Below are 13537 nucleotides of genomic sequence, written 5' to 3'. Positions count from 1 at the left end.
CTTCGAATCACTTTCCGGCAAATCGCGCGAGTTTCTCTGCACCTGCACAGCCAGTGCGGGAGTGGTCAACGCACGGTTGTCTTGTGTTGTCCCCAACTTCACCCTGGGTCATCGCGGCGACGCACATTCCGTGACGTCACTCTGGTTTCTGTGATCGTCAAGGAGGGGGCGAGACGGGTAAAATGGCAGGGTAACGAGTGATTAGACGGACCCTGACATGACTTCTACAGAGCTTGCCCATTCCGCCCCGACGAGGGCTCAAAAGGCCGCCATGAAACAGGAATTTGTGGCCCGCCCGAGCGCTGCTCTGCGTTCCTGATCCGGACTGTTGCAAGGGTGAACACAATGACGGCGCATTTGCCGGAGTTTCTTGACGTGCCCACGGCCGTGACCGTGCCTGCGGTCAACGAGCTGCCTGCTGCAGTGCAGAAGTCCGGATGGCGCCAACCATATCGCAACGGTCTGAAGCGCGTTCTGGATGTGGCCGCCGTGCTGCTGTCTGCCCCGGTGATCGTGCCGGTAATTGCCGCAGTGGCGTTGGCTGTCGCACTGGAAGGTGGCGCTCCATTCTATTACCAGCCGCGGGTCGGCATGGGTGGCAGGACTTTCCGCATGTGGAAGTTCCGCAGCATGGTTCGCGATGCCGACAACAAGCTGGAAAGCTATCTGGCCGAAAACCCCGAAGCCCGCGCGGAATGGGATTCGACCCAGAAGCTGAAGAACGACCCGCGCATCACGCGGGTGGGCCAGTTCATCCGGCGCAGCTCGCTGGACGAACTGCCGCAGCTTTGGAACGTGCTGACCGGCGACATGAGCCTCGTCGGACCGCGGCCGATGATGCTGTCGCAGCGCGTGATGTATCCGGGCCAGGGCTATTACCGGCTGCGTCCGGGCATCACTGGTTACTGGCAGACGGCGGGCCGCAACCGCACGACCTTCGAGGCGCGGGCCGAGTATGACGATGCCTATGACGCCGACCTGAGCTTGGCCTGTGACGTGAAGGTTCTGGGGCGCACGGTGAACACCGTCCTGAACTGCACCGGCTACTGAGCGCAGATGCGAGGCGCGCGGCCCGGCCATCGGCCGGGGCGCGTCCTAGACGAGAAAGGCCGACACCAGGAAGAGCAAGAGCGCGCCGGCACCAAGCGCCAGCGTGGCACGGGGCGTTTCGGCAATCGTTTCGGCAAGCTTCTCACGCAGCGCCTCGGCCCGGCGCGCCTTGCGGCTGGCCGAGCGGCCGGTGGGCACCACCGGCAGCACCATGGCTGGGCGCAGGCCGGTCTGGCGTTCCATCTGGGCGGCGGTGCGCACCACGGGGCGCATCAGATCGCGCATAAACGCAAGACCAAGTCCAAGCAGAAGGCTGGCCATCGCGCCTGCCACCACCATTTTCTTGCCGCCGGAGCCCACCGGATAAGGCGGCGTCAGGGCCCGTTCCAGCATGGCAACGCGGTCGCTTTGCTGGCTGTCGGCCAGGCGAACGGCGGTTTCGGCCTCGGCCAGCCGGGCGGTGACGGCGGTGTGCTGGCCTTCAAGCTGCAGGCGGCGGCGGTCGTAGGCGTCGAGCGCCTTTTCCACCTCGGGCATACGGGCAAGGTCGGACTGGATCTGCGCCACGCGGGCCGAAAGCGCCGCCTGTTGCTGACCGACCTGACGAAGCTCTGTTTCAAGCTCTTCGCGCTGGCGCTGTTCCGTGGTGCGGGTCGCGCCGGCCTGCGTCAGCTTGTCAAGGCTGGCCTGGGCCACCAGACGGCGCTGGTCCAGCGCGCGGGTCTGATCGTCCAGGCGCAGCAGTTCCTGGTTCAGCGCGCTGGCCTGGGTGGGCAGGCTGCCGGGGTTGAGGTTCTTGAACGCTGCGACCTCGTCATCGAGCCTTGTGATCTCGCTCCACAGGCGGGCCTCTTCGGCGCGGTAGAAATCCAGCGCCGTGCGCGTGCGGGACAACTGGCCTTCGGACCAGGCATCAAGGATGGTCTGGGCCAGGTCGTTGGACACGCGCGCCGCCTGTTCCGGGTCTGACAGGCCGGTGGTGATGGCAAGCGCCGAAAGCCCGGCGGACTGGCCGGCGGCAGAGCCAAGGCCAAAGATCGGCTGGAACCTGATGGACTGGCGCAGAAGCGCGACCTTCTGGTCATCGGACAGCGGAACATCGACCAGGATGCCCTGCCTTCGGGCAAGGTCCAGAAGCGCGTCGCGCGTGGTCAGGCGCCGTTCGATCGCGTCCAGCAGGACGCCTACATCCTCGCCGGGCCGCGCGGTGCCGCCGTTTGCGCCGGGGCGCACGATCTCGCTGGCTTCGACCTGGATGACGGCGGTGGATTCATAGACGTCCGGACGGGATTTGGCATAGACGGCGGCGAGCGCCGTGCCGAGGACGAACACCGCCAGGATCAGCAGGATGTGGCGCCGGATCAGGCTGAACAACTCGCCAAGGCTTTGGATCTGGCCCATGGCGGCTATCTCGTGCGGGCGGCATCTTCGCCGCGGTTCAGGATGGCCGTCAGGATCGGCACCTGGCCCTCCAGCAGGCGGGTGCAGGCGTTCAGGTCGCCCGGCGAGGTGCGCGTGCCATCCGCCACCAGAATGACGGCATCTAGCTGCGGCTTCAGCGTCAGCACCTCATCCCCCTCGAGCAGCGGCGGGAGGTCGAACAGGATGAGGCCGGGTTCCAATTGGACGGATACCGCCTCCAGCGCCATGTCGCAGGCGCGGGCATGGAGGATGGAGCCCGGATCTGGCTCGGCACGGCCGTTCAGCCCAAGGGCAAGCCCCTGGCCATAGCGCAGGAAATGGGCTTCCAGCGGGTCATCGTCCATCAGGAAGGCACGCAGCGGTGGCAGGTCGGCCAGGCCGAACCGCCGGGCCAGCGCGGGGTGGCGCAGGTCGAGGTCGATCAGCACGGTGGACCCGTCCGGGCGGCGCGCGAAGCTGAGCGCCAGGTTCGCGGCGATGAACGAGGCGCCGCAGCCACGGCGGGGTGCGGTGATGCCGATGCGGCTCCAGCCGCGTTCGGCCAGGGCGTGCAGCATCTGGGTGCGCAGGAGGTCGAAGCGCATGGCGGCGCTTTCGGCATCGGCGCGCGGAAACAGACCGTTTCCGGCCAGCACGCCCGCATCGAGGTTGATCCGGTTCAGCGAGGACCAGACTCGCGCGGAATTGACCAGCGCTTCGGGCGCATTGCCCGAGAAGATATCGCGCGCGCGAATCTGCGGCGCGACAAGGCGGCGGTCATGGGGCTTGGGCGGATGGGGTTCGGTGCCGCGCCGAAACAGCGTCACAGCAGCGCTGCGCGGGGCGGGCCGGTCATCCCCCTTCTTCACGGTCATCTCGGCGGGCCCCAAGTCTTCGCGTCGCGGCGCAAATGGCATCAAGATGTTGTGGTCACGCGTCATAACTTTGGGCCCAAGGTCGGGGGTGGGCCTGGAAGGCCGATCCCGGTACAAACGCAACCCCGCCCAAGGACGGGGCATGGATGAGCCCGCAGACCACTGGCGGAACATCCGCCTGCGCCCGAAAGCCTTAACATGTCGGGCCCCCGCCCAATGTGTTGATCTGTAACCGATGTGACCGATTTATGGAAGGGAGCGGGCATGTCGGTGGGGCTTGGCAGCCCATCACATGGCTGTCAGGAAGGGGAAGGGACAGGGAGCCGCGCCGTGCCGCCAGATGCCGCAACCGTGACGGTGGATGCCGTGCTGATCGGCCGGAACGAGGGCGCGCGGCTGGCGGCGGCCCTGGCCGCGCTGGAGGGCCAGGTGCGGCGGGTGGTCTATGTGGACAGCGGGTCCACGGATGGCTCGGTCGAGCTGGCGCGGGCGGCGAGAGCCGAAGTGGTGGCGCTGGACATGGGGCGCCCCTTCACCGCGGCGCGGGCGCGCAACGCCGGGATGGCGGCGTTGGACCCGGCGCCGGAGTTCGTGCTGTTCCTGGATGGCGATTGCGCGCTGCGCGAGGGGTTCGTCGCGACCGCGCTGGCGGCGTTTGCAGAACATCCCCGCGCCGTCGTGGTCTGCGGGCGGCGGCGCGAGCGGCATCCCGAAGCCTCGGTCTGGAACCGGCTGGCGGATGACGAGTGGAACACGCCGGTCGGTCCGGCGCGGGCCTGTGGCGGCGATGCGCTGATGCGGTATGCGGCGGTGAAGGCGGCGGGGGGCTACCGCGACGACCTGATCGCGGGCGAGGAGCCGGAGCTGTGCCTGCGGCTGATCCGGGCGGGGGGCGAGGTCTGGCGCGTAGATGCCGAGATGACCTGGCACGATGCGGGGCTCTTGCGGTTCGGCCAATGGTGGCGGCGGATGGTGCGGACGGGCCATGCCTTTGCCGAAGGCGCCTCGCTCCATGGCGGTGCGCCGGAACGGCACTGGCTGCACGAGACGCGGCGGGCACTGGCCTGGGGCGTGGCGCTGCCGGTCGTCGCAGTGGTGGCGGGGCTGGTGTCCCCCTGGGGCTGGCTCTTGCTAGCCGCCTATCCCGCGCAGGTCTTGCGGCTGGCGCTGCGCGATGGGGGCGGGCGGCTGGCCTGGGAGCGGGCGGTCCACGCGGTGATCGGGCGCTTTGCCGAGGCGCAGGGGGCGCTTGGCTTTTATCTTTCGCGGCTTCGGGGGCGGCGGGTGCGGCTGATCGAGTACCGCTAGCCCGTGCGCTGGCGCAGGGCGCGGGCGGCCTCGCCCGGCAGGATGGCGGCGCATGCCATGTAGCGCGGGATCATGCGGCGCGGCTGCATCAGCGCGCGCCAGAGCCATTCCAGCGACAGGGCGCGGAAGCCCGCGGGGGCGCGGTGCTGTGTGCCGGCGAGGAAGTCGAGCCCGGCCCCGATGGACGCAAAGCCGGTGCGGGGTGACAGGGCGCGACCGCGGGCGGCGAGGCGTTCCTGTTTCGGCGCGCCAAGGGCGATGAAGGCAAGGCCCACGTTTTCGTCTCGAAGCCGGGTCAGGATTGCGGCGGCCTCTTCGCCCTCGGGGTCGAAGCCGAAGGACGGTGCAATGGTGCAGGCGACGGTCAGGCCCGGCACCTGGGCCTTCAGCGCGGCGGCCGCGCGGTTCAGCGACACGTCCGTGCTGCCGATCAGCGCCACCGGCACGCCATGGCGCGCCGCCGCCTCGGCCAGTGGCAAGACGAGATCGGCGCCGGGCACAAGGCTTACCGGGCGGCGGGCCAGCCTGGACAGCCAGACCACCGGGTTGCCATCGGCCACCACAATGTCCTGCCGCTGGTAGGCGGCCCGGAAGGCCGGATCGTGTCGCAGCTTCACCATGTGGTCGAGGTTCAGCGTGGCCAGGGCAAAGCCGCGTCCCGCGGCAAGTCGGCGGTCCACCTCGGTGAGCAGGGCCGCGCGGTCGGGATGCGTGATCGTGACGCGATCGCTGCCGAAGCGAAACTCCACCCTGACCCTCCTGCGCGTTATGGGGTTGTCATAGCATGCTTCCCCGCGGGGAAGAGAGAGGCGGGTGCGGAAATCGTCGCCGGATGGGAAATGATGCGTTTCTGCAAGGCCCGGCGCCCTTTCCACGCGCGAGCACGGTGGATTTTTCGCGCCGGACAGGGTTCTTGATCCCATTGCCCGAGGAATCCCGCCGTTGCCGAACGCCGTTGCCCTTCTTGCGCTTCTGAGCTGGCCCCTGGTCACGCTTGTGCTGTGGCAACGGCTGGACCCGGCGCGCGCGCTGATCTGGACGATCCTTGGGGCCTATCTGATCTTGCCGCCAAGCCAGGCGGTGATCGCGCTGCCCGGCCTGCCCGACCTGGACAAGTACAGCGTCTCGAACCTGATGGCGCTGGCCTGCGCGGTTTTCCTGCTGAAGGACCGGGTGTCGTTCGTGCCCGAGACACCGGCGGGCCGCTTCCTGGTGCTGCTTTATGTGTTCAGCCCTTTTGCGACCGTGCTGACCAACGACGATCCGGTGGTCGGCCCCGGCCTGTGGCTGCCCGGCATGACGCTGTACGATTCGCTTTCGGTGGTGGCGGGCCAGGCCATCACCATCACCCCCTATTTCCTGGCGCGGCGCTATCTGGCCACGCCTCATGCGGCGCGCGCGATCCTGGTCGCGCTGGTGGCGGGCGGGCTGGCCTATGTGCCGCCGATGCTGATCGAGGCGCGGCTGAGCCCGCAGATCAACATCTGGGTGTATGGGTTCTTCGCGCATGACTTTTCGCAGGCCGTGCGCTTTGGCGGCTATCGCCCCATGGTGTTCCTGCCGCACGGGCTGTGGCTGGCGCTGTTCGTCCTGATGTCGTTCCTGTCGGCCCTGACATTGGCGCGGCTGTCCCCGGCCGCCGACCGGGCGAAATGGGTGGGCTTTGCGCTGATCCTGGCGCTGGCCCTGGTGCTGGCACGGTCAGTGGGGCCCATGTTCTATGCGGTGGCGCTGACGCCGATGATCCTTCTGGCAGGAGCGCGCACCCAGGTTCTGGTGGCGGGTGTGCTGGCGGCCGTGGTCATCACCTATCCGCTGCTGCGCGGCCTGCATCTGGTGCCCATCGACACGGTCATGGCGCTGGCCCACGGCATCAGCGCAGATCGTGCGCAAAGCTTCGAGTTCCGGGTGATGAACGAAGAGGCGCTTCTGGCGCATGGCGCGGCACGGCCCTTGTTCGGATGGGGCGGCTATGGGCGCAATATGTTGCACGATCCGGTGACGGGCAAGACGCTGAGCGTTTCGGACGGCATGTGGATCATCCGGCTGGGGATGAACGGCTGGCTGGGCTACATCGCCGAGTTCGGGCTCTTGACCATGCCGCTTCTGTTGCTGGCGCGCGTGTCGGCGCGCCGGTTGCCCGCGCCTGCGGTGGCGGCGGTGGCGCTGATCTATGCGGCGAATCTGGTGGACCTGTTGCCCAATGCGACTCTGGTGCCGCTGACCTGGATGATCGGCGGGGCGCTTCTGGGCCAGGCCGAGGCGCTGCGCCGGGCGGGGCGGACCGTGGAGACCGCCGGCGTGACGCCGGTGCGGACGGTGATCTGACGGCCGGGCCTTCGCGCTTTCGTTGTTCCGGGCCAGCCCGGTGCGGCCTTCGGTTGCAGTGGGCCATCGGAAGCGGCGCGGCGGGTCAGGTCGAGGCGGAAACACTGCGTTCTTGCGGCCCCAGCCTCGCAATGGTCGCCGATCTGCCATAAATTGCGGGTGCTTTGTGATCCGGTCCCTGACCGCTGTACAGGTGGAAGACATTTGACCTCTCGTCCCGAGCCCTGGTCCGAGACGGACATCGCCATTGTCGGCATGGCGGCGCATCTTCCGGGTGCGGCGGATGTCGATGCCTATTGGCGCAACCTCCGGGACGGGATCGAAAGCATCAGGGCGCTGACACCGGCAGACCTGGCCGCCGCCGGAGAAAGCCCGGCACGGATGGCGCGGCCGAACTATGTGCCTGCGGCCGCGCCCCTTGAGGGGTTCGCCGATTTCGACGCGGAGTTCTTCGGGTTCTCGCCCAAGGAGGCCGCGATCCTGGACCCGCAGCACCGGCAGTTTCTGGAGGTGGCCTGGGAGTCGCTGGAAAACGCGGGCCACCCGCCCGAGCGGTTCAAGGGCGCCATCGGCGTCTATGCCGGCTGCGGCATGGGCAGTTACTTCTATTTCAACCTGTGTTCGAACCGCGACCTGGTGTCGTCCACCGGCATGTTCCTGTTGCGCCATACCGGCAACGACAAGGATTTCCTGTCCACCCGCGTGAGCCACATCTTCGACCTGAAGGGCCCGTCGGTGAACATCCAGACGGCCTGCTCGACCTCGCTGGTGGCGGTGCACTACGGCATCCAGGCCCTGTTGAACGGCGAATGCGACATGGCGCTTGCGGGCGGCGTGACCATCGAGCTGCCGCAGGGGCGGGGGTACCTGTACCACGAGAACGAGATCCTTTCGCCCGACGGCCATTGCCACGCCTTCGACCACCGCGCGCAGGGCACCGTCTTCGGCTCTGGCGCGGGCTGCGTGGTGCTGCGGCGGTTGGCGGATGCGGTGGCCGATGGCGACCATATCTGGGCCGTGATCAAGGGCACCGCCATCAACAACGACGGCGCGGCCAAGGCGGGATATCTGGCGCCCTCGGTCGAAGGCCAGGCGACCTGCGTGGCCGAGGCGCAGGCGGTCGCGGGGGTGGTGTCGGACTCGGTGTCCTATGTGGAATGCCATGGCACCGGCACCTATCTGGGCGACCCGATCGAGGTGGCGGCGCTGACCCAGGCCTTCCGGCAGACAGGCACCGGGGTGGGAACCTGCCGCATCGGCAGCGTCAAGACCAACATCGGCCACCTGGACACGGCCGCGGGCGTGGCGAGCCTGGTGAAGGTGGCGCTGGCGCTGCATCACCGGCAGCTGCCGCCGTCCTTGGGCTATGAGGCGCCGAACCCGACGATTGATTTTGAGACCTCGCCCTTTCGGGTGAATGACCGGCTGTCCGACTGGACGGGGCCAGAGCCGCTCAGGGCCGGGGTGAACTCGCTTGGCGTGGGCGGCACGAATGCCCATGCGGTGCTGGAGAGGGCGCCGGAGCGGGCGGCGTCGGAGGAAAGCCTGTGGCCGTTCCAGCCGATTGTCGTTTCCGCCCGGTCGAAGGCGGCGCTGGATGCGGCCTCGGCCCGGCTGGCGGCGCATCTGCGGGCGAACCCGGATCAGCCGCTGGCGGATGTGGCCTTCACGCTGAAGGAAGGGCGCCGTGCGTTCGAGAAGCGCCGGGTGCTGGTGGCGGAAAGCCACGCGGAGGCGGCGGCGCTGCTGGAAGGCGGTGACGCGCGCCGGGTCTTCACCCACGAGGCGCTGGAGTCGCCCGAGGTCGTGTTCCTGTTCCCCGGCGGCGGGGCGCAATATGCCGGTATGGCGCGCGACCTTTACGAGACCGAGCCAGTGTTCCAGGACTGGATGGACCGCGGGCTGGCGGTGCTGCAACCGAAGCTGGATTACGACATCAAGGCGATCTGGCTGCCCGGCAAGGGGCAGGAGGCGGCGGCGAACGAGCGGTTGAAGCGGCCCTCGGTGCAACTGCCGCTGATCATGATCACCGAATATGGGCTGGCCAAGCTGTTCGAAAGCTGGGGCGTCTCGCCCGCGGCGCTGGTCGGCCATTCCATGGGCGAGAACACCGCTGCCGCGCTGGCCGGGGTGATGAGTTTCGAAGATTGCATCGGGCTGGTGCATCTGCGCGGGCAGCTGTTCGACACCATCGCGCCGGGCGGGATGCTGTCGGTGCCTCTGGCCGAGGCGGACCTGCGGCCAAGGCTGACGGGCGATCTGGATATGGCCTCGGTCAATGCGCCGGGGCTTTGCGTGGTGTCGGGGCCCGATGCGGCGCTGAAGACGCTGGCGGAAACGCTGGCGGTGGAAGGCGTGGAGACGCAGCGCATCGCCATCGACATAGCGGCGCACAGCCGGATGCTGGAGCCGATCCTGGACCGCTTCGGCGCGTACCTGCGGTCGATCCGCCTGTCGCCGCCGCGGCTGCCGATCATTTCCAATCGCACGGGCCAGCCGCTGACGGCGGCCGAGGCGACGGACCCGGATTACTGGGTGCGCCACCTGCGGGGTACGGTGAACTTCCAGTCCTGCATGGATTGGCTGAAGACCGAAGGCCCCCGCGTCTTCGTCGAAATGGGGCCGGGGCGGGCGCTTTCGTCACTGGCGCAGGCCAATGGCGTGCCGGCGGCACAGGTCGTGCCGGCGCTGCGCCACCCCGAACAGGCGATGGCCGACGACGCCTGGCACATCCTGACCATCGCGCGCCTGTGGGCCTGCGGCGTGGCGGTGGACTGGGAGCCGGTCTGGGCCGGCGCGCGCCGCAACCGCGTGGTGCTGCCGACCTACCCGTTCCAGCGCAAGACCTATTTCATCGCGCCCTCCGAGACCGGGGCCGAGCCCGAGGCCCATCTGCCCGAACGACGGGACGACATCGCCGACTGGGGCTGGCGCCCGGTCTGGCGGCCGAAGGAAGCGGCCTGCGATTGCGATGTCGAAGACGGGCTGGCACAGGCGCCAAAACAGTCCTGGCTCGTGTTCCTGGACGATGCGGGTCTGGGCCGCGAGGTGGTGGCACGGCTGAAGGCGGCGGGGCACCCCGTGGTGACGGTGCGGGCGGGCGATGCCTTCGCGCGCGAAGCCGGGGGCTATGTGCTGGCCCCCGAGCGCGGGCGCGAAGGGTATGACCAGCTGATCCGCGATCTGGTGGCGCATGGCCATGCGCCTGACCGGATCGCGCATTTCTGGGGCGTGACGGCAACCGAAAGCTTCCGGCCCGGCTCGTCCTTCCTGCACCGCAACCTGGAACAGGGCTTCTATTCCCTGATGTTCCTGGCCCAGGCCATTGCCGAGGAAAACCTGCCCCGCCCGATCCACCTGACCGCCATCACCAACGGCGCGGCGCAAGTGAAGGCCGAGGCCCTGCGTTGGCCCGAGAAGGCCACCATCCTGGGCCCCGTCCGCGTGATCCCGCGCGAGCTGCCGGGCTTCACCTGTTCCACGCTGGATGTGGAGCTTGCCGGCGGACGGGCAGAGGCGCTGGCCCTGCCGGTGCTGGAGGACCTGCTCGCCACCCCCGGCGAGCATCTGGCCGCGCTGCGGCAGGGGCGCCGGTATGAACAGGGCCTGCGCCCCACCACCCTCGCCGACGAACCCTTCGCCTTCCCGCGCAAGGCCACCGTGCTGATCACCGGCGGCTTTGGCGGCATCGGGCTGACGCTGGCCGAAGACCTGATCCGCCGGTTCGAGGCCCACGTGATCCTGTTGGCCCGCCGCCCCCTGCCCCCGCGCGAACAGTGGCAGGCCCGGCTTGACCGCAACGGCCCCGCCGATCCGGTGAACCGCCGCATCCTTGCGCTGCAGCGGCTGGAGGCCATCGGCGGGCGTGTCGAGGTGGCCGCAGCTGATGTCTGCGACGTGGAAGACATGCGCGCCGCGCTGACCATCGCCGAGGGCCGGCTTGGCCCGGTCAAGGTGGTGGTCCATGCGGCGGGTGTGGTGGATGACGGTCCGCTTCTGACCAAAACCCCCGCCGAGGTGGAAGAGGTCTTCGCGCCAAAGCTGCATGGCACGCAGGTGCTCTCGCAGCTGTTCCCCGACGGGGCGCTGGAGCTGATGGTGCTGTTCTCGTCCACCTCCACGGTCACGGGGCCGGCGGGGCAGATCGACTATGTCGCGGCGAACGAATACCTGAACGCCTGGGCGAAATCGCACTCGGGCGGCAAGACGCGGGTGGTGGCGCTGGACTGGGGCATCTGGCAGGGCGTGGGCATGGCGGCCGAGGCGCTGGCCGACCGCACCGGAGACCGACCGGCCTCGCCCCGTCTGCCGATCCGCGCCCCCCTGCTGGACGAGGAAGGCTTCGACGCCCGGGGCAACCGCGTGTTCTTCTCCCGCCTTACCACCGACCGCTGGTTGCTGGACGGGCACAGGCTGGCCGATGGTACGGCTTTGGTTCCGGGCACGGGGATGCTGGAATTCGCCGCCGAGGCGATGGCGGCGCAGGGCGAAGGCACGGCGCTGGAAATGCGCGACTTCACCTTCTTCCGCCCGCTGGTGGTGGATGCCCCGGTCGAGGCGCGCGCGCGGCTGATCCGCAGCGATGAAGGATACGGCTTCGACCTGCGGTCCGAGGTCACGGTAGCGGGCCGCACCGGGTGGCAGACCCATGCCACCGCCAGCCTGATGCCCCTGAAGGGCGCCGCGCCGCGGCTGGACATGGCGGCATTGCGCACGCGCATGGGTGCTGCGGAAACCGGTGCCGGCCTGCGCACCGGGCAGGAAGACCACCTGCGCTTTGGTCCGCGCTGGCGCGTGCTGGAAACGCGCGCCTTCGGCAAGGGGGAAGGCCTTGCCGATCTGGCGCTGCCGGCCAAGTTCGCGGGCGAGGCCGGGCAGGGATGGCTGATCCACCCCGCCCTGATGGATATTGCTACCGGCTGGGCGATGGAGCTGATCGCGGGCTATCGCCCCTCTCACCTTTGGGTGCCGGTGGCCTATGACCGGCTGCGGCTCTGGCGTCCGCTGCCGGCCCGGATCGTGAGCCATGTGCGTAACGCCGGGGCCAACCGCGCCGAGGGGCCGGTGGCGCGCTTTGACGTGACGCTGGCCACGCCCGAGGGCGAGGTCTGCGCCGAGATCACCGGCTTCACCATTCGCCGGCTGGAGGGCGCGCTGACGCTGACGCCGCCGCAGGCCCGCGACCTGGAGGTCGAGGGCGGCACGGCCAGGGCCGCCTCACCCGCCGAAGAGCGGCTGCTTCACAGCTTTGCCCGTGGCATACGCCCCGAAGAGGGCGCCGAGGCCTTCCGCCGCGCGCTGGCAGCCGGGCAAAGCCAGATCATCGTCTCCTCGCTGGACCTGCCCGCGCTGGTGGCTTTGACCCGCGCCGCCGAAGCCGAGCGGCCCGAGGGGCAGAGCTTTGACCGGCCCGACCTGAACACGGCCTATGTCGAGCCAGGGAACGACATCGAACGCACGCTGGTGGGCTTCTGGCAGGAGCTGCTGGGGGTGGCCCGCGTGGGCGTGGAGGACAGCTTCTTCGACCTGGGGGGCCATTCGCTGATCGCCGTGCGGCTGTTCGCCATGGTGAAGAAGGCCTGGCGCGTGGATTTCCCGATCTCGGTCCTGTTCGAGGCGCCGACGGTCGCCGCCTGCGCCCGGCTGATCGAGGCCGAGATCGGCCCGCAGGATGACAGCGCACCCGCGGCCCGGCCTGTGGCGCCGGCGCGGCGCTTCACCCATCTGGTGCCGATGCACCAGGGCGAAGGCGGGCCGCGCCAACCCTTCTTCCTGGTGGCCGGCATGTTCGGCAACGTGCTGAACCTGCGCCACCTGGCCCAACTCATCGGCGGCGACCGCCCGTTCTACGGCCTGCAGGCGCGGGGGCTTTACGGCGATGCTGCGCCGCATGAGGATTTTGTCGAGGCCGCGCGGGATTACCTGGCCGAGATGCGGCAGGTGCAGCCGAAAGGGCCCTACATGCTGGGCGGCTTCTCGGGCGGCGGGCTGATTGCCTGGGAAATCGCCCGCCAGCTGGAAGCGGCGCGGGAAGAGGTCTCGCTTCTTGTGCTGCTTGACACGCCAATCCCCCTGCGCCCCGCGCTGTCGCGCGCCGACAAGGCCGCGATCAAGGCGGCGGAACTGCGCGAAAAGGGGCCGGGCTTCCTGATCGACTGGGCCAGGCAGCGATGGGACTGGGAACGCCGGGGCAAGCACGAGAAGGCCGAGGACAGCGCCGAGGGCTTCCACAATGCCGCCATCGAGGCCGCCTTCCGGGCTGCGCTGCCGCGTTATGAAATGACCGTTCATAATGGCCGCACCGTTCTGTTCCGTCCGCCGCTGGACCGTCGCTGGAAGGTGACGGGGGGCAGGTGGGTTTCATCGGCGCGGGAATATGTCTTCCCCGACAACGACCTGACCCGCTTTGCGCCGGGGCTGAAGGTGATCGAGGTGCCGGGCGACCACGATTCCATGGTGCTGGAACCGAACGTCCGGGTGCTGGCCAAGCGCCTGAAAGCGGTGATCGCCGAGGCAGAGACCGAGCCGGGCACCTTCGCACAGGCCGCGGAATGACCGCGCCGGTGCGGGTTCCC

At 68.9% G+C, this 13537-nt stretch carries 7 protein-coding genes; 4 read left to right on the top strand and 3 right to left on the bottom strand.

What is annotated here, in order from left to right; genetic code table 11:
* Nucleotides 1–345: 345 nt before the first annotated feature.
* Nucleotides 346–1050 carry a sugar transferase gene (locus JO391_RS14910; RefSeq protein ID WP_220661238.1) on the top strand — a complete coding sequence of 235 codons (705 nt, stop codon included), beginning with the start codon at nt 346–348 and terminating at the stop codon, nt 1048–1050.
* Between the two features lie 45 nt (nt 1051–1095).
* Here the strand turns inward: JO391_RS14910 and JO391_RS14905 are convergent, their stop codons facing one another.
* Together JO391_RS14905 and JO391_RS14900 are read right to left on the bottom strand one after the other, a co-directional pair.
* Nucleotides 1096–2451: a Wzz/FepE/Etk N-terminal domain-containing protein gene (locus tag JO391_RS14905; RefSeq protein WP_220661237.1), complete on the bottom strand. Its 1356-nt coding sequence runs from the start codon at nt 2449–2451 to the stop codon at nt 1096–1098.
* 5 nt (nt 2452–2456) lie between these two features.
* Complete coding sequence (locus tag JO391_RS14900) at nt 2457–3326, bottom strand: P-loop NTPase family protein (RefSeq protein ID WP_220661236.1); 870 nt, start codon at nt 3324–3326, stop codon at nt 2457–2459.
* Nucleotides 3327–3656: 330 nt separating this feature from the next.
* On the opposite strand from JO391_RS14900, the gene JO391_RS14895 reads away from it, so the two are divergent.
* Nucleotides 3657–4634, top strand: a complete 978-nt coding sequence (locus tag JO391_RS14895) for a glycosyltransferase family 2 protein (protein WP_259444717.1) — start codon at nt 3657–3659, stop codon at nt 4632–4634.
* On the opposite strand, the gene JO391_RS14890 is transcribed toward JO391_RS14895, so the two are convergent.
* Nucleotides 4631–5383, bottom strand: a complete 753-nt coding sequence (locus tag JO391_RS14890) for a WecB/TagA/CpsF family glycosyltransferase (protein ID WP_259444716.1) — start codon at nt 5381–5383, stop codon at nt 4631–4633. The two genes, JO391_RS14895 and JO391_RS14890, sit on opposite strands and share 4 nt — an antisense overlap.
* Nucleotides 5384–5576: 193 nt before the next feature.
* On the opposite strand from JO391_RS14890, the gene JO391_RS14885 reads away from it, so the two are divergent.
* Together JO391_RS14885 and JO391_RS14880 are read left to right on the top strand one after the other, a co-directional pair.
* A complete protein-coding gene (locus JO391_RS14885; protein WP_259444715.1) occupies nt 5577–6962 on the top strand; it encodes a hypothetical protein in 1386 nt (461 codons plus the stop codon).
* A 255-nt stretch (nt 6963–7217) separates the two neighbouring features.
* Complete coding sequence (locus JO391_RS14880) at nt 7218–13517, top strand: type I polyketide synthase (protein ID WP_375155704.1); 6300 nt, start codon at nt 7218–7220, stop codon at nt 13515–13517.
* The last annotated feature ends 20 nt before the right edge of the window (nt 13518–13537 follow it).

This window comes from Neotabrizicola shimadae (genome assembly GCF_019623905.1).
Taxonomy (GTDB): Bacteria; Pseudomonadota; Alphaproteobacteria; order Rhodobacterales; family Rhodobacteraceae; genus Neotabrizicola; species Neotabrizicola shimadae.
Note: the sequence above shows the minus strand (reverse complement) of the source record. Positions and strands in the feature narration are given on the sequence as shown.

Coding starts and splice junctions, on each gene's coding strand:
- JO391_RS14880 (WP_375155704.1), top strand. CDS start 7,218: ATGGCGGCGCATCTTCCGGGTGCGGCGGATGTCGATGCCTATTGGCGC.
- JO391_RS14900 (WP_220661236.1), bottom strand. CDS start 3,326: ATGACCGTGAAGAAGGGGGATGACCGGCCCGCCCCGCGCAGCGCTGCT.
- JO391_RS14905 (WP_220661237.1), bottom strand. CDS start 2,451: ATGGGCCAGATCCAAAGCCTTGGCGAGTTGTTCAGCCTGATCCGGCGC.
- JO391_RS14910 (WP_220661238.1), top strand. CDS start 346: ATGACGGCGCATTTGCCGGAGTTTCTTGACGTGCCCACGGCCGTGACC.